The following is a 17,755-nucleotide window of genomic DNA, read 5'->3' as shown; positions in this document are numbered from 1 at the left end:
TATATCGAAATAGAATTCGCAAACGTAATTTTGAGTAGAAAATACCAACGAGAGCAGAATTTTTAACAAGGTTTTGACACTGCTCGTATTATCATCCCGGAACTAACAAGAGCTCAAGCGGTAAAAGTAATAAACATGCTTTTCAAACGAGGGCCATTAACTAATGTAGAAACTCCAACGTTTTTAGATGTTCCAAAAACTCATTGGGCTTTCGGCGAAGTGGAAGAAGCAGTAAGAGAGCATGATATATTATTAGATGATAATAGATAAAAAGAAAAACAACCTAGCATATAGAAGCTAGGTTGTTTTTTTGGCAATTTAATAAGATTTTCGATTCAACAAATATTTTATAAAAAAATATACCTTGAGACAAAAAATAAAAGTAATGGCACCAGCCGTATCAATTAAAACATCATCAAACACACCAGTACGTCCATCTACGAAAGTTTGGTGATATTCATCTAACATGGCAATGAAGAATGTAACTAAACAAGAAATAACCGCTGCAAATGTCCATTTCAATCGACGAAATAGCAAATATAAGAGCACGGCAACGATTCCATAGCCAATAAAATGCAATGCTTTACGAATCAAAAATTCAACAAAATAATAATATCCACGGGTTTCGACAGAAATAGTTCTTCCCCAATATGTTACTTCAATTTTACTTAACAAGTCATAAAAAGGTTGGTTGCTTAGAAGCACTCTTAATTCAGGAACAATAGTCTGCTGTTCATAAGGCATGCTAGAAAGATAATATAAAATGATTAGTGCGGTGATTACGAAAAACAAATATTTCTTCATCGGTGATCAGTATATATTTCTTGTTTTGTAATACTTTGAATAAAAGAAATGTCGGTGATGTTTTGAGCTTCTTCATAAGCTTTCATATTTTTCAGCAGTTGTTCCTTTGTTCTAGCTCCAACAACAATGGATGCTACAGCAGGTTGACTCAAATTATAAGCAATCGCAGCAGGGTGAACCGATCCGTATTGCGATTCAATTTTTTCTAAAATAGAGACAAGCTCTTCTTTCGAGTAATTCAAATAGGAATCAACATTTTCCACTCGTTTTTTCCACTCATCTGTCAGTAATCCCTTTGCAATGGAACCTCGTGTAACAATCGAAACGCCTTTTTCTTCAAAGAAAGGTAGCCATTCCTCTGGTCGTCTATCCAAAATGCTAAATTGCATCATATTGGATACGGCTTGGCTGCGTTCAAAAAAGGATTGAAAAACATTTGGACGAATGGAAGATATGCCGTACTCCCGAATGAGTCCTTCCTTTTTTAATTTCTCAAAAGTGTCGATGATGTCATCCCATGGATCGTCGATAGTGCCGCCATGAAGTTGATATAAATCAATATAATCGGTTTTTAATCGGCGTATACTTTCTTTTACTCCTTCTTCAATATGTTTTTTTGATGCATCCCAATACCAGCCATCACCGTTAACATTCCAGCGATTTCCGACCTTTGTAGCAATGAATACTTGGTCTCGATAGGGCTTTAACAGTTCACCGACAATTTCTTCATTAATACCTTTATTATATAAATCAGCTGTATCAAAATAATTAATGCCACATTCGATAGCCGTTTCAATTACTGGTTTTGCTTCTTCTAAGTTTGTTGGAAGGGACATGCACCCTAAACTGATTTCGGAAATTTCAAAAGCACTTGTACCTAATCTACGTTTTTTCATCGAATCCCCGCTTTCTTTCTTACATTTACTCAAACGATTGGATATAGAAAAATTATCATAAAACATGCTCAAAATCTAGTAATATCAAGGAATGTAGGGGTTCGAAGTATTCACTAACCCACTTACGCCTAAGCTATCGCAAAAATTGTCCTACCTATGCCGCACATCAATCTTTTGTTAGATTCCCATAAAAATTATGTTCCGGTTTCCATAAACAAAAAATTGGTGTAGTTCTGATTCACCAACACCAAAAAATAGAGAGCCGCATTTTTTATAATCGCCTTCATTTTTAAAAATGGAAGGCGACCCTATAGAGTGTGAGGTGCCTTCCATTTTAAGAAATCAAATAAATATATCTTATCTACTAAGATTCAGATAAAAAAATGATTAATATCATTTAAAAGTAATTTTAAATCCAACAAAATTCAAATAAAAATATAATTTTTTACAAAAATATACCAAATCACATACATATTACATTAAATGGATAATTTAGTTTGTGTTGACATTTCAATTGATTCTTACTATATTTACTAATAAATAACAGATTACAAATATCGTTTAATAGTAAAGGAGGTACAAGTTTGCGCTTTAAAATTTTTTTAGATGTACAAAAGGTTCCTCAAGCTTACCGAATGTATTTATTATCATTTATTAAAGAGATGATAAAAAAGGGCGATGAGGAAGTGTACAATCATTTGTATGATGGTAAAAAAAAGCCTAAGCCTTTTACATTTTCATTTTATATGAACAATTTCAAACTTCACGAAGAAACTTCAGAATTCGTTATGAAAAATGCAACTTTGATTTTTTCAACCTCTGATGTAAGAGTAGGGGTAGCATTTTTCAATGGATTAAGCATAACCCAAAAATATGATCATCCAGAGTATCCACTAAAAATAATAAGTAAACAGATTGCTCACGAAAAACCGATTACCTCAAATGTTGTTACTTACAATATTTTAAATGCTTTATTAATTGAAGACAAGACGAAAAAACCCCTACTAATTTCGAATCCCACTTTCGAGCAAGAATTGAATATTATCACTAATAAACAATTTCAAGTTTTATATGGTCGAGAATTGTATGAACCATTAATAATCTGTGGACATCGTTTAAAGAAACAAGTAATCAAAGAAACAAATCGACACGCTAACGGACAAATCTTATTTTTTACTGCACAAAAAGGGATTATTATGCTGCAAGGAAATCCTGAAGATTTAAACCTCATTTATCAAGATGGCTTGGGATTGAGAAGGGCACAAGGGTATGGAACGCTTGAGGTGATTCAGCATGGTTAAAATATTAATTAATGACTGGCTGTTTTCAATGGGAGCAACTGCCCTTTTACGAATGGATGAAGAGCATCAAATCAAATGTGACGGAAATGTTTTAGATGTACCGATTGAATGGTTTGAATCTTTACCAGAACGCTTTTTTGATTATTTAGTTCGTACGTATAGTATGGGGGCAAGACGTAAAGAGCAATTAGATCAATCCTTTCAAAAAATAAAGCTTTCCATTGAAAATGGTAAAGTAAAGAATACGGACTCTTATAAGATTCATGGAGATATTATCAATAATACATTGAAAGAAGGATTAGATCGAGTAGCAAAGTATTTCCCTGACTATCAAGATGAAGCGACTAAACTAATAATTGAAGGAAAGAATGCTTTGAAACAGATCGATTTGCCTACCTTAGAAAAGGTGATTCATCGAGCGATCGAAATTTTAAATGAGCCGGAAATTGATCAAAAACTGACTATCAATGTGGTAAAAGGAACAATTTTATCAAGTTCGGGAGGCCAGGTATCGTTTTTAAATGTTGCGAAAAATACATTGTCGTTTAAAGAGCAAATTGCAGTATTTCGAAAAGATTTTATTGATCCACTTGTTTTGGAATTGAAACTGCAACAGTGTATTGAAAATAATGATGCGGATACGGCATGGAAACTTATTCAAGAAAGCGATATAGGTATTGCCGAACAATGGAAGAAAAAAAATAAAAAAGCAAAATCTATTGATTTTAATTATTTTGAGAAACTTCCTCCGTGCAGTGGAATTGAAGGACAATGGGGAACACTGGTATATCAGGAAATGATGTTTATGCCACTTGCATCAACAAGTTTTAATGATTTTTATAATGGTCAAATGACAAGTGCACCTCTCATCAGTACATTAGCGAGGTTACTATTGTTCATATCTCCCCTAGGGTGTACAAGCTATCGGAAAACGATTGGACGAGAAGAGCATTTTGTTTTTAGTTTCTTACATGTTGAAGGGGATTGTGAAGAAACAAGGAAGCGTAATGATGCTTTTGCGCGGGCGTTTCGCCGTGATAATTTATTTAGTACTGCATTGATATCTAGTCATGAAAAAATGATTAAAAAAGAGAAAGAGCGGGAAACTGTTACGTTATTAATTGAATGGGTAACATTCAATAAATCGAAAAAAACTTTACTCGAATATCGAGTGGTAAATGAAAAGTTTATTAAAACATTGCTTTCGGGTTCGACTCATTTTGATATAAATAAGATTTTTTCATATGCATTTCGCGAGCAGCTTATTCACGAAGCGTTGCGAAATAACGATACAAAGACGCTAATTTTTGAAGAAATGCGACGATTAATTACTGATAATTCGAAAAATTATTACAGTATTAAAATGGCACTCAATTTACGTGAATTGATTTTAAAGGAGGGACAAACAGTGGAACAAAAAACGTTAACAGACCGCATGTATGGGCGAGGTCAAGCATTACAAAAAGAATTGTTAAAAAAGCAGAACATGCAAGAAAGTAAAGAATATACATCTCCAAATGAGAAAAAAATTGCAACAATCGCTTATCGTTTATTAAATGCTGCAAAAGGTGGAAACCGTGAAGTTTTCTTTGAAACAGTATTACGTCTACATTTGTTAGCAAATCTTCCAATAAATAAAGAGTTTACAAGTTTATTGGATCGAAAAGTGGTATCAGATCATGAGTTTGCCACAATGTCATTAGCGTTTATTGCTGGTCTAATGTCACAATTTGAATCAAAAGGAACAAAAGAAGTGGAGGAAGTTGAAGTATGAGTAAAACATTAACATTTACTGCTGTTATTGAAGCTGGTTCTTTAAACTTCGGTGAGGGATTTTCAAATATTTCTGAATTAAAGAAATTTAATCGTGCGGATGGCAACACTTATACTTTCGCCTCCCGCCAATCATTACGTTATGATGTCGTTCGCTTAGGAAATGAATTATTTGGCTGGAATCTAAACACCGTTTCAAAACAAAAGGGAACCTTGCAATTTAAAGATGAATTAACAATTGAAGATTCGGTCGAAATGGATTTATTCGGTTATTTAAAAACGGGTAAAAATTCCCTTAAACGTCCTGCAACCGTTCGTTTAAGTCATGCGATTTCCTTAGAGCCTTACAATGGGGACATGGAGTTTTTAACGAACATGGGGTTGGCTGAGCGCTTAGGAGAAAATGCAAACCTAGCAAATATTGAAAATCATATTAGTTACTACACTTATACAGTAACAGTGGATATAAGCAAGGTAGGCATCGATGAAAATAACCAGGTGGAGTTGCCGAATGAAGAACGTTTTAATCGTGTTCATCAATTATTGGAAGTGTTGAAATTATTGTCCCGTAATATTCGTGGCCGTCAGGAAAATTTAACACCACTATTTGTGATCGGAGGGGTGTACCCTGTGGCAAATCCATTTTTCCAAGGACGTATTCAATTGGAAGGAAATTCGTTAAAAATTGAGCCTCTTGTTCAAACAAGCGAATTCACTTTTGCTGGTGATGCAATAAAACAATTTACAAAGGTAGGCTTAACAAATGGAATATTTAGTAATGAATCAGAAATCAAAGAAGCTTTTGGACAAGTAGGAACGGTAGAGGAATTTTTCCAAGCTGTAACACGTGAAGTAGCAGATTATTATGGGGTTGCCTATGAAGTTATTAAGGCTTAAATTATTTCAAGAAACTGCTTGTTTTCTGAAACCATTCGCCTATAAAGTCGGTGAAACATATCCTCTCGCACCATTTTCAACCGTAAAGGGAATGTTACATGCGGTACTTGGTGCGACAGAGTATATTCCGATGAATATATCAATTCAAGGACAGTCCGAAAGCTTTATGATAGATTATCAAAGAAAGTTTATGTATAAGAAAGCCGAAGTGCCTCCGATTGTAACAACAGATGGGTTACCAGAAGCTCCTTTACCTGACAGTAAATTGTATACAACCATGCCAATGTATCAGCACTTACTATTTAACGTGGAACATGTTATCCATGTTGATGCAGAAGAAACTATATTAAATGAGCTTTACAACAAGTTTCATCAATTGTCCACAACAATAAGCATGGGCCGCTGGGAAGATATTGTAAGAATTGATGAAGTGCGTTTTGTAGAGGCTGACTATCAAAAAATGAAATCTGTAAAGTATAATCAATATGTACCTAAAACAGAGGAAAAAGTATTTTTCAACCTTTCTAATTCTGTGTATTTTCGTTTACCACGCAAATACGAAATAAATAATGGAATACGAAATTGGGATTATGTTGTTGCACTTTATGTAAGTAAAGATAAAAAAATAAAAAATAAAAGTGTGCTAACTGATGGAACATATACAATTTTTTTAATGGAAGGATAAATTATATTATGATGTATTATGCAAAATCTAAACCAGATGTTTTAACGATTGCTGAACATACTTTAGATGTTGTGGAGGCAGTGAAAGCTCTTGCTCAGGCTTATGGCAATGAGCTTTCTCTTTTTACATCTAGGGAATTTGAACTGGTTAAATTAGCAGCTTTATATCATGATTTAGGTAAATACAGTGAATGTTTTCAAAGTGTGATTAAAGCAGCAATTTTTAAACAGAGAAATAAAATAGCTGATAAAAATTACCCTCATAATTATTTATCTGCTGTATTAATACCTTTTGAAAAGATAGAAGAAGAATATTCAGAAGCTGAAGCAATGATTTTAGTATTAGCAGTAGGTTTTCATCATGAACGTAATGAGAAACCAAGTGCTTCAAATATTGAATATTTTTATTCGAAATATTTAAAACCGAATATTATGAATATTCGTAAAGATTTGGATGTTGCTATAAATGAAGAAATTGATGATTTTTCGCTAGATGTATTAATTAATAGAGAGAATACAGTGAAGAATTTTTCAGAAAAGGATTGGTATAAATACATCTTAATTAAAGGCTTCCTCCAACGTGCAGACCATGCAGCATCTGCGAAGAGAAAAGATGAGAATGTTGCAATTTATGTGGAAGAAGCGGTGGATCAAAATGTAGGGGAGCAGACGAAAACATTTCTTGAAAAGAAATATTCATTACGTCCTTTACAGACCTTAACTTATGAAAATCAAGATAAAAATATTGTCCTTATCGCTCAGACAGGTAGTGGGAAAACGGAAGCGGCTTTATTATGGATTGGCCAAAAGAAAGGTTTTTTTACACTGCCTATGCGAGTGAGTTTAAATGCAATGTATGACCGAATTCAAAGCGAAAAGGGTATTGGTTTTAGTAGTACGGGTTTACTTCATTCAACGGCTTTAGACCATCTAATGTCAAAATCAGATGAAACGACTTCCTTTGAGCAATCGATTATTCAAACGGAGCATACACGTTTACTTGCGAAAAAATTGACCCTTTCCACAATTGACCAATTATTCAAATTTCCACTTCTTTACCGGGGGTTCGAAACAGAACTTGCTACCCTTGCTTATTCGAAAGTGGTAATCGATGAAATTCAAGCATATGACCCACATATTGTTGCGATACTGCTACGAGGTTTGGAACTGATTCATCAATTAGGTGGTCAGTGGATGATTATGACTGCTACATTACCACAAATATTTCTTGATGAATTGCAAAAGAAAGGCTTGTTGGATCATAAATCATTAGTTAAAACTGTACTGATTCCAGACGACCGAGATGCTAATCCTGTTATGCCGAGAAGACATCGGATACAACTGCTGGATGATAAAATAGAAGCTTTAACGAAAATCGTTCAATTTGGTGAAACTTCCAAAGTATTAGTTGTTGTGAATACGGTGAAGGAAGCACTTGCAATGTATGATCAGTTAAAGCAACTTGTTGGGGAAGAAGCAATCAATTTATTACATTCACAATTTACAAGGAAAGATCGTTTGCCAAAAGAAGAGAAAATAAAAGAGTTTGGACAGTTAACGAATAATCGGCCAGGAATTTGGGTGACGACACAAATAGTAGAGGCTTCTTTGGATGTAGATTTTGATTATTTATTTACCGAGGCGGCTACACCAGATGCATTATTTCAACGGTTTGGCCGCTGTAATCGAAAAGGTCTCCGATTTAATGGTGGTACACCAGATGAACCGAATATTTTTATATTATCGAATCTAGAAGAGGTGTCTGGCCTTGAGACGATTTATGAAAAGGCGATCGTCCAAAAAGGGTTGGAAGCGTTGTCTGCTTTTGATGGCCAATTAATCGGGGAGCATGAGAAAATTGATATTGTAAAGCAAGTATTTAGTAGAGAACAACTTGCAGGGACAAAGTATTTAGCAAAATTTGAAAAGGCCAATCAAGAATTGCAAGATATGCGAGCATTTGATTTAAGTAAGGAAGAAGCTCAACAAATATTACGTGATATTCAAAGTGTAAGTTTTGTGGCTGGAAGAGAAAATTATGAAGCGGTAATGGCGTTAATTGAGCAATATGATGCAATTCCCGATTCTTTAGATCGAATCGAACGGAATAAGCAGAAGAAACAAATTCGAATGGAGATTGAGCAATACATTATTTCGGTAAGTGCTAAAAGCTTATTTTTTAAAGCAAAAGAAGCAGGATTTAAAGTTTCCCCTTTCGAACATCCGGATTTTAATTATATTCAGTATTCAATAGACGTTTCATATGATTCAAATCGAGGGCTGGAGTTACGATTAGATGAAAATTTTGATGTTCTTTTCTAGAAGGGAAGGGTATTTTTGCAAAGTATTGGTGGATTACACATGCAGTATTATGTGGTTTGCCCGAGAAAACTATGGTTATATAGCAAACAGATAGGTTTTGAAACGGAACATGATCGAGTAATTGAAGGAACTCTTCTTCATGAGAAATCTTATCCTAGGAAAGACAAAGAGCTTGTTATTGGAGATGCTGTAGTGGATGTCATTGACGATGAGTACATTCAAGAAACAAAGCTGTCCAGTAAAATGCAAAAAGCAGATGAGTGGCAACTTTTATATTATTTGTATTTATTGAAACAACGAGGCATTGAAAAGAAAGGGAAAATTGCGTATACAAAGGAAAAGAAAGTTGTTGAGGTTGAATTGACTGAAGAAAAAGAAAAAGAGTTGAAGAAAAAGATTGCTTGCATTTATCGCGTGATCGAATCAGAATCTGCACCGAAATTCAAGAAATTACCCTATTGTAAAAATTGCGCTTATTTTGATTTTTGCTTTGCATTGGAGGGGGAGGCTGATGCAACGTGATATTTATATGTTTTCAAATGGCACTGTAAAAAGGAAAGATAATACGATTTATTTAGTATCAGAAACGGACAATAAAAAAAGACCGCTTCCTGTAGAGCAAATTGAAAATTTACATTTATTTGGGGAAGTTCATTTAAATTCAGCTTTTTTGAATTTTATGGGTCAAAAAGGGATTTTCGTTCATTTTTATAACTATTATGGGTTTTACACGGGGAGTTTCGTTCCTAGGGAGCAGAAGGTTTCAGGAATTGTGACGGTGCGACAAAGCGAGCATTATTTAAATAAAGAAAAGCGTTTAGCTTTAGCTCAAGCATTTGTGCAATCTGCTGTATTTCATATGATTCGATTTAATCGCAAGAAAAATAATATGAATTCTGTGTTTGTGAAAGAGATTCAAGAATTGCAGAAAAAAATTGCTTCTGCTAAAGATGTACAGCAACTTATGGGGATTGAAGGGTTGATTCGCCAAAATTATTATCAGTCTTTGAATGAATTGATATTACCTGAATTTTATTTTACAGAGCGTACAAAACGGCCACCTCGTGATCCATTTAATGCATTAATTTCATTTGGAAATACTATGATGTATACAACTATTTTGAGTGAAATCTACAAGACTCAATTAAATCCAACCATTAGCTTTTTACACGAGCCATCACAAAAGCGTTTCTCGTTATGTTTAGATCTTGCAGAAATATTTAAACCGCTTTTTGTAGACCCTCTAATTGTAACTTTAGTGAATACTAAAAAAATTCAACCTAAACATTTTGAGGATCATGAAGGCATGGTATATTTAAATGAGGAAGGAAGAAAAATTTTTATTGCAGCTTTTGATAAAAAATTAACAGATACAATAAAGCATCGACAGTTAAATCGAAATGTTTCATATCGCTATTTTATTCGATTAGAGTGTTATAAACTCATTAAGCATGTTATAGGGGATACACCATATAAGCCGCTAAGAGCATGGTGGTGATGGAATGTTTGTAATTATAACTTATGATGTGAGTGAAAAACGAGTAAATAAAGTCTGTAAAAAATTGAAAGAATATTTAAATTGGACACAAAACTCAGTTTTTGAAGGAGAAATTACAAAAACACAACTTTTAAAGTGTCAACGTGATTTGGAGAAAATCATTGATCATGAAACAGATAGTATTTATTACTATGTTGTAGAAAACCCAAAACATTTAAAGAAGTTTCATGTAGGAGCAGAAAAGGCAGATTTAGATATATTTTTCTAAATTGCATTTTGGCGAATTTTTGAATATTAAGTCAAAATGCTGCAATATCAACGTTTAGAGGGATTTAACGAAAAAAGCGATTTGCACGATTGGACTTTCACTGCAAATGCTTCCCTCTAAATGTTGATTTTATAAGGTTATTAGGCAGGGTTTTATCTGAACTTAGAGGGATTTAAAGTATGATGATATTAAAATATTTTATAAAAACCGACTAAGGTTTTATCTGAACTTAGAGGGATTTAAAGGTCTCGCCGCCAAAAAGGCGGTTCTAACTGGAACAGTTTTATCTGAACTTAGAGGGATTTAAAGTTGAGAAGGGTTGTATTGTAATAACGACCCATACGAGTTTTATCTGAACTTAGAGGGATTTAAAGATGTAAAAACCTCGATTATCCCCGATATTCGTTGTTGCGTTTTATCTGAACTTAGAGGGATTTAAAGGAGAGTTGTGTGATAATTTTATCAAATGGCAAAGCAGTTTTATCTGAACTTAGAGGGATTTAAAGGCTTAATGTCGAGCTCGTTCATTCATCATCAACTCTTGTTTTATCTGAACTTAGAGGGATTTAAAGGGCTTTTTTAATGACCCGATGATACGTAAAGCTTACTGTTTTATCTGAACTTAGAGGGATTTAAAGACTATTAAGGGTGCATCAAGAATTGAGGCGGAATATAAGTTTTATCTGAACTTAGAGGGATTTAAAGTTAAAACGCTGCAGCAATGATCGCTACGAACAATAAAGTTTTATCTGAACTTAGAGGGATTTAAAGGAAAAATATACTTATGGATCAGTTGTAGATGCCGTGTTTTATCTGAACTTAGAGGGATTTAAAGTCTTTCAATTTAAAAATGGTAATCAGGAATTGGATGTTGTTTTATCTGAACTTAGAGGGATTTAAAGTTATATAGGAGTGAGTTATATGTTTAGCAAAGAAAACACGTTTTATCTGAACTTAGAGGGATTTAAAGATCAGTAAAGTGCGAATTAAAGAATTAGAAAGCGAGTTTTATCTGAACTTAGAGGGATTTAAAGTTAACTCGTGGCGAGATGGCTAAAATTTTAGCAGTAGGTTTTATCTGAACTTAGAGGGATTTAAAGGCGATGGAAAACTCCACTGTAGAATTAGTACATTTCGTTTTATCTGAACTTAGAGGGATTTAAAGGCTGATGTCACATCAATGTCTAATACTTGGGAAATTTTGTTTTATCTGAACTTAGAGGGATTTAAAGGTCGGAGCAAGTAAAAGCACTCTACAACGCTTTCTGGTTTTATCTGAACTTAGAGGGATTTAAAGTTTGTGCGAATGTAAGCATTGATTGCTGAACGTAGTTTTATCTGAACTTAGAGGGATTTAAAGTAAAGAAAAAGGGGTTAATATAGAAGAATATTCTAGTTTTATCTGAACTTAGAGGGATTTAAAGTTTTTACGTCTTGAAAGAATCCGTTGTGCTTTTGCGTTTTATCTGAACTTAGAGGGATTTAAAGAACTCTTTTCTGTCCATATTGTGGACGAGTCGACAATGTTTTATCTGAACTTAGAGGGATTTAAAGGCTTCCTATATTAAAAATATTGGTATTGAGTGTTTGAGTTTTATCTGAACTTAGAGGGATTTAAAGACTTTATATTCATAACGGTTAGAATCTGTTTGATATAGGTTTTATCTGAACTTAGAGGGATTTAAAGCAAAAAAATAATTTTTTTAACCAAATAACATAACAGTTTTATCTGAACTTAGAGGGATTTAAAGTCTGGTGTTCGAATCGGGTCTTTTACGATAATAGTGTCTGTTTTATCTGAACTTAGAGGGATTTAAAGAAACCAACCGAGTGCATTAACTTATTGCCATTTGCAGTTTTATCTGAACTTAGAGGGATTTAAAGGCGATGGAAAACTCCACTGTAGAATTAGTACACTTCTGTTTTATCTGAACTTAGAGGGATTTAAAGGAAGAAATTAAATCAAAATTAACATATTGGACGACGAGTTTTATCTGAACTTAGAGGGATTTAAAGGCTTTAAAAGATGCCAAAGAATTATTCTTAGATGGGTTTTATCTGAACTTAGAGGGATTTAAAGTTTGGGGAATTGATAACGGTCAATTAGCGACAAACGTTTTATCTGAACTTAGAGGGATTTAAAGGTAAAATTTTCAGATATTGCACCATATGGGAAAAACCAGTTTTATCTGAACTTAGAGGGATTTAAAGACAAATGAAATGCAGAAAGTTATGAAACAATTAAAGTTTTATCTGAACTTAGAGGGATTTAAAGCCATATGGAATTGACTATTATTCAAATTGGTCAAAGTTTTATCTGAACTTAGAGGGATTTAAAGGAAGAAGGTATCGAGTTAGGGCATCGTTCTGAATCATTGTTTTATCTGAACTTAGAGGGATTTAAAGTCTTTAATTCATCAGCTATTACTTGTTGTGCTTCACGGTTTTATCTGAACTTAGAGGGATTTAAAGGCCATCGCTAGAAACGCCATACCGTCTGCAGCTTGTGGTTTTATCTGAACTTAGAGGGATTTAAAGGCCCCCCAAGCAGAATATATATTTTGACCATTATCTGTTTTATCTGAACTTAGAGGGATTTAAAGGCATATAAAAAGAAGATTAAGACAGAGCGTAATGAAGTTTTATCTGAACTTAGAGGGATTTAAAGTTTTCTAAAGCTTCTTTGTTTTTTTCAATAAAGTCTCGTTTTATCTGAACTTAGAGGGATTTAAAGTGCGTTGCGGTCATTCGCCCGCAACGCCCAGCCGAACCGTTTTATCTGAACTTAGAGGGATTTAAAGTATGCAATTATTGTAAATTGTCAACAGGGAAACTACCCGTTTTATCTGAACTTAGAGGGATTTAAAGTTAATAGCAGATACGATACTTTGTGTCGCATCTTCGTTTTATCTGAACTTAGAGGGATTTAAAGAATGGAACTCCTATTACGCAATTTAATCTTGAAGATACACGTTTTATCTGAACTTAGAGGGATTTAAAGATAGAAATAATGAAGCAATTTATTTTAAAAATGGTAGAGTTTTATCTGAACTTAGAGGGATTTAAAGTTTATGGCTCTTTCACCACTGATACACTCAAGCACCGTTTTATCTGAACTTAGAGGGATTTAAAGTACAATTTTATAAATTAATAAAGATAAAGAAAACATGTTTTATCTGAACTTAGAGGGATTTAAAGAAACCTTGATTCGGACTTCTATCCATTCGAGGAGTCGTTTTATCTGAACTTAGAGGGATTTAAAGATGTTCTTAACTCTTGACGAAAAAAATGCTCTTGAATTGTTTTATCTGAACTTAGAGGGATTTAAAGCCAATCCTTTATCTCAATCAAAGGATATTCCATCACGTTTTATCTGAACTTAGAGGGATTTAAAGTTAGAGCCTTGAAATTTTAATATTCCACTTTCATCTTCGTTTTATCTGAACTTAGAGGGATTTAAAGACTAAGCGTGGCGCACCTCTACCACCAGTTGCATAGGTTTTATCTGAACTTAGAGGGATTTAAAGATCCATCATGGCCATGCCTGGTGGCGCTGAAACCGTCGTTTTATCTGAACTTAGAGGGATTTAAAGAGCAGAAGAAAATAACAATTTAAAAACTCAGCTTGCGTTTTATCTGAACTTAGAGGGATTTAAAGATAAAGTGTTTAATGCTCTAAAAATAGGTGAAAAGTTTTATCTGAACTTAGAGGGATTTAAAGAGCTATCAAGTACCAAGCGGTAGAGAAAATCGTAAAAAGTTTTATCTGAACTTAGAGGGATTTAAAGCGATTCGCTGGTTGATGAAGTCAAAAGAGCATTTGACGTTTTATCTGAACTTAGAGGGATTTAAAGCCGAAACAACGTGGAGGACAAAGATAGTGAGTGGGGCAGTTTTATCTGAACTTAGAGGGATTTAAAGGGCACAAATCGAATGTTTAGCATCCATGATGCTGGTTTTATCTGAACTTAGAGGGATTTAAAGTATTTTCAATCGGTTGCGTCAACTCCAAAAATCGGTCGTTTTATCTGAACTTAGAGGGATTTAAAGTCTTTTCGGTATTTGGATTATGACGGCTTTCGGAGTTTTATCTGAACTTAGAGGGATTTAAAGTTTTGGCCATCGAAGAAACCACTTTACCGCCAGCAGCGTTTTATCTGAACTTAGAGGGATTTAAAGACGTACTACCACTATTTGAAAAATCTAGTTCAAAATTGTTTTATCTGAACTTAGAGGGATTTAAAGACATTTGCACGCTTTTTTGAAAGTAGGGGTGATGGCGTTTTATCTGAACTTAGAGGGATTTAAAGTATAAATATAAAAATCTAAAATTAAAAGCGATACTGTTTGTTTTATCTGAACTTAGAGGGATTTAAAGGGTCTTGGAAAATCACTACCGTTCGGGAGCGTATTTAGTTTTATCTGAACTTAGAGGGATTTAAAGTTCGATTTTTTCTTAATTTCTAAGAACTTCTATTTGTTTTATCTGAACTTAGAGGGATTTAAAGCTTTCACTTCTTTTTTCAAAGAAGCATTTATAATACCGAGTTTTATCTGAACTTAGAGGGATTTAAAGCCCGAAATGTCATCTTTTTTATATTTTTTAGGGCTGGGGTTTTATCTGAACTTAGAGGGATTTAAAGCAAAAAAATAGGGGAGAAATATTAACAAAACTATTAGTTTTATCTGAACTTAGAGGGATTTAAAGTTTTTCTCGCAACGTTCACATTCCATCGACAATTCAGGTTTTATCTGAACTTAGAGGGATTTAAAGGTTTATACGATTAAGCGATTTTTCGGTAATCTTGCGTTTTATCTGAACTTAGAGGGATTTAAAGTTTGGCATTGCCCACGTCGGACCAACTTCAAAGTGCGTTTTATCTGAACTTAGAGGGATTTAAAGATTGCCTCAATATTTGTGTAGTAAGTTGCTAAATCGTTTTATCTGAACTTAGAGGGATTTAAAGCTACATTATCCGGTTGAATCAGACTGATTAATCCTTTGTTTTATCTGAACATAGATGGATTTAAAGACTAATTCGTCACCAATGATAATATGGGTACAGAGGATTAAAATTTTTACAATAATACCAAAATATAAGAATATTATGTAAAACAGCCATAGTGGTTGCATAAAGGAAATTCACTCAAAAGTGCTTTGAAAAGAATATGAGCAGTATGTCCTAAAAGGGACATCAATTGAAGAAAGGGATCAAGATTATATAACAACTCCTATCGAAAATAGAATTTATAGTTACTTGATACAGTTTTATAATATCTTTTATTATCACTTTCAAAAACAAGAAGACGACGAAAAACAAGCCGGTGAAGTAGACTTAGTACGAGCGGATCTACACAGTTTTTAAGCAAAGTCGTAAATATTAATTTATCTTCAAATAGAAACATTGCTTCAGCACAAGAGTATAGCAATGAGCTGTCTTATGGAAAAGAATTTAGACAGCTATAATTTTGCAGAAGTTGAAAAGATTTTAGCAGATTATCTACAATCAAAAAATAAAAATTATGATATAGATTCTGAAAATATATTTTTCAAGAACATAAAAAAGCTACTTAACGTTTAAAAAACGCCAAGCAGCCTAATTTTCTAATCAATTAGTACAACAGGTTCAAGCAACCAGTCTCTTGATCTATAACTATTATCCTCTCTATTTAAAACTTCTCGAGTAATGCAAATAAATCTCTAAATCTTTCGCTCAAGAATACAGATCGATACGCCCAACTTCCATTAGATTTCAATTCTTTCATGATATTGATATCTTGAATTGGATTTTGTTCAATATCACTCTTATTATAGTGATATGGATAATCAATTCGTCCTCTTATATTACACGTTTGACATCGTTCTTCTGGTTCGGTAATAAAATAATAATGCTCCATTTCAGAACTCCATGATGGAAGAACATTTGTAGGAATAATTTGAAATACAGGCTGTGCAGGCTTTTTACCGCTATGTATCACCTCTCTCAATTCGTACCCTGTTATTTTCCACTTTTCCATTAAATATGCCATTTTCTCCGAAACGATCCAGTAATCGATACCGACATTGACCATATAACGATCCCCTACTTTTGAAGTATCCATGACTAATGGAGAAGTCTGAATTTTTTCCTGAAGTCCACAAGAAGGGCAAATCGTCTTCCATTCAATTCCATCATTTTTATGTTCCAAAAATGCTTTGGAAGAATTACCTGTAGAATTTAACAAAAAAAGGGTGATTTTTCAAAATCTAAATGATTAAATCTATAGAGAAATGCTTCACCGCATGAAATTTGATATTCTTTTTTTAATATGAAATAATATAAGAACGTCTATCGATTCCTTTAACTCCGTTGATTCTGATTGGAACCTTAATTTCTACTTCAGTACCTCTTTTTGGTTTATCCGGAAAATTTAACGGTATTTCAAGTTTTCGTAAAAAACTTTCAAGTTCACTTTTCAATGAATATTCAGCAGAAAAACCAATACGTACATAAATTTCCATAAATTAACCGCCCTTTAATAGGTAGAATGAGTTTATATACAATCTACCAAAAAAATTCTAAATTTCCAAATAATAAAATAAAGAAAATTCTGAATAGATATAACCCGGTTTTGTTTTACAAATACTTTTCATTTAAAGAACTAATGGTACAATGAATTCTGTAATAACGACAAGCGAGGAATTAGTATGAAAAAATTTGAAGAAAAAACGATTCATTCGACAGAAATTTTCAAAGGGAAAGTAGTTTCTTTAAAAGTAGATGATGTATTATTGCCGAATGGAAAGCAGTCGAAGCGCGAAATTATTCATCATCCTGGAGCAGTTGCGATTATTCCAATTACCAATGAAGGAAAGATTGTTTTAGTAGAACAATATCGAAAAGCGTTGGAACGTTCAATAATTGAAATTCCAGCAGGGAAGTTGGAACGAGGAGAAGATCCAGCCGTCTGTGCACGAAGAGAATTGGAAGAGGAAACAGGTTATGGTGCAAGACAATTGACGTATATTCAATCTTTTGCAACATCTCCAGGATTCGCAAATGAAATCATTCATCTTTATGCGGCAAAAGATTTATATAAAATAGAAGAAAAACGAGAATTGGATGAAGATGAATTTGTATCCATCATAGAAGTAACGTTAGAAGAAGCGGAAGAAATGGTAAAAAACCAGCAAATCTATGATGCGAAAACAGCATTTAGCGTGCTTTGGGTAAAATTAAACGAAATGTAAAATTATGAAGAGCGAAATTTTGATAGAATTTACTAAAATTCGTACTAATAAACCCCGTGGACGAGCATAAGCTGTAACAAC

At 33.5% G+C, this 17,755-nt stretch carries 14 protein-coding genes and 1 CRISPR repeat array; of the genes, 10 read left to right on the top strand and 4 right to left on the bottom strand.

Annotated features, from left to right (window positions below; genetic code table 11):
* Nucleotides 1-135: 135 nt before the first annotated feature.
* Nucleotides 136-270, top strand: coding sequence for a hypothetical protein (locus tag NSQ18_RS01930; protein ID WP_339288773.1), 135 nt, complete (start codon nt 136-138; stop codon nt 268-270).
* Nucleotides 271-318: 48 nt separating this feature from the next.
* On the opposite strand, the gene NSQ18_RS01925 is transcribed toward NSQ18_RS01930, so the two are convergent.
* Both NSQ18_RS01925 and NSQ18_RS01920 read right to left on the bottom strand, forming a co-directional pair.
* Nucleotides 319-804 carry a VanZ family protein gene (locus NSQ18_RS01925; protein WP_168411745.1) on the bottom strand — a complete coding sequence of 162 codons (486 nt, stop codon included), beginning with the start codon at nt 802-804 and terminating at the stop codon, nt 319-321.
* On the bottom strand, nt 801-1,700 hold the full coding sequence (locus NSQ18_RS01920; RefSeq protein WP_339288772.1) for an aldo/keto reductase: 900 nt from the start codon (nt 1,698-1,700) through the stop codon (nt 801-803). Before NSQ18_RS01920 ends, NSQ18_RS01925 begins: the two co-directional genes overlap by 4 nt.
* 584 nt (nt 1,701-2,284) lie before the next feature.
* On the opposite strand from NSQ18_RS01920, the gene cas6 reads away from it, so the two are divergent.
* The 8 genes from cas6 to cas2 are packed head-to-tail and all read left to right on the top strand — an operon-like array spanning nt 2,285 to nt 10,443.
* Nucleotides 2,285-3,001 carry a CRISPR-associated endoribonuclease Cas6 gene (gene cas6, locus NSQ18_RS01915; RefSeq protein WP_339288771.1) on the top strand — a complete coding sequence of 239 codons (717 nt, stop codon included), beginning with the start codon at nt 2,285-2,287 and terminating at the stop codon, nt 2,999-3,001.
* A complete protein-coding gene (locus NSQ18_RS01910) occupies nt 2,994-4,775 on the top strand; it encodes a hypothetical protein (RefSeq protein ID WP_339288769.1) in 1,782 nt (593 codons plus the stop codon). Before cas6 ends, NSQ18_RS01910 begins: the two co-directional genes overlap by 8 nt.
* The gene (gene cas7i, locus NSQ18_RS01905) at nt 4,772-5,671 is read left to right on the top strand and encodes a type I-B CRISPR-associated protein Cas7/Cst2/DevR (protein ID WP_339288768.1); all 900 of its coding nucleotides are present in this window, start codon (nt 4,772-4,774) and stop codon (nt 5,669-5,671) included. Before NSQ18_RS01910 ends, cas7i begins: the two co-directional genes overlap by 4 nt.
* Complete coding sequence (gene cas5b, locus NSQ18_RS01900; RefSeq protein WP_339288767.1) at nt 5,652-6,356, top strand: type I-B CRISPR-associated protein Cas5b; 705 nt, start codon at nt 5,652-5,654, stop codon at nt 6,354-6,356. Before cas7i ends, cas5b begins: the two co-directional genes overlap by 20 nt.
* Before the next feature lie 8 nt (nt 6,357-6,364).
* Complete coding sequence (gene cas3, locus NSQ18_RS01895; RefSeq protein ID WP_339288766.1) at nt 6,365-8,677, top strand: CRISPR-associated helicase Cas3'; 2,313 nt, start codon at nt 6,365-6,367, stop codon at nt 8,675-8,677.
* Nucleotides 8,678-8,716: 39 nt separating this feature from the next.
* Nucleotides 8,717-9,199, top strand: a complete 483-nt coding sequence (cas4, locus tag NSQ18_RS01890) for a CRISPR-associated protein Cas4 (RefSeq protein ID WP_339288764.1) — start codon at nt 8,717-8,719, stop codon at nt 9,197-9,199.
* Complete coding sequence (gene cas1b / locus NSQ18_RS01885; RefSeq protein ID WP_339288762.1) at nt 9,189-10,175, top strand: type I-B CRISPR-associated endonuclease Cas1b; 987 nt, start codon at nt 9,189-9,191, stop codon at nt 10,173-10,175. Before cas4 ends, cas1b begins: the two co-directional genes overlap by 11 nt.
* A 4-nt stretch (nt 10,176-10,179) precedes the next feature.
* Complete coding sequence (gene cas2, locus NSQ18_RS01880) at nt 10,180-10,443, top strand: CRISPR-associated endonuclease Cas2 (RefSeq protein WP_339288760.1); 264 nt, start codon at nt 10,180-10,182, stop codon at nt 10,441-10,443.
* Nucleotides 10,444-10,592: 149 nt separating this feature from the next.
* Nucleotides 10,593-15,476: direct repeats of the CRISPR family, unit length 29 nt; unit sequence GTTTTATCTGAACTTAGAGGGATTTAAAG.
* Nucleotides 15,477-16,113: 637 nt separating this feature from the next.
* Here cas2 and NSQ18_RS01875 read toward each other — a convergent pair.
* Nucleotides 16,114-16,668 (bottom strand): hypothetical protein, encoded by a 555-nt coding sequence (locus tag NSQ18_RS01875; RefSeq protein WP_339288758.1) that lies wholly within the window; start codon nt 16,666-16,668, stop codon nt 16,114-16,116.
* A 79-nt stretch (nt 16,669-16,747) separates the two neighbouring features.
* A complete protein-coding gene (locus tag NSQ18_RS01870; protein ID WP_339288756.1) occupies nt 16,748-16,945 on the bottom strand; it encodes a hypothetical protein in 198 nt (65 codons plus the stop codon).
* A gap of 186 nt (nt 16,946-17,131) precedes the next feature.
* Here NSQ18_RS01870 and NSQ18_RS01865 point away from each other — a divergent pair, with 186 nt between their 5' ends.
* A complete protein-coding gene (locus NSQ18_RS01865) occupies nt 17,132-17,674 on the top strand; it encodes an NUDIX hydrolase (RefSeq protein ID WP_168411748.1) in 543 nt (180 codons plus the stop codon).
* Nucleotides 17,675-17,755 lie beyond the last annotated feature (81 nt).

The sequence above is a fragment of the Ureibacillus sp. FSL K6-0786 genome, assembly GCF_037965165.1.
GTDB lineage: Bacteria > Bacillota > Bacilli > Bacillales_A > Planococcaceae > Ureibacillus > Ureibacillus thermosphaericus.
This window is presented reverse-complemented; position numbering and strand designations above follow the sequence as displayed.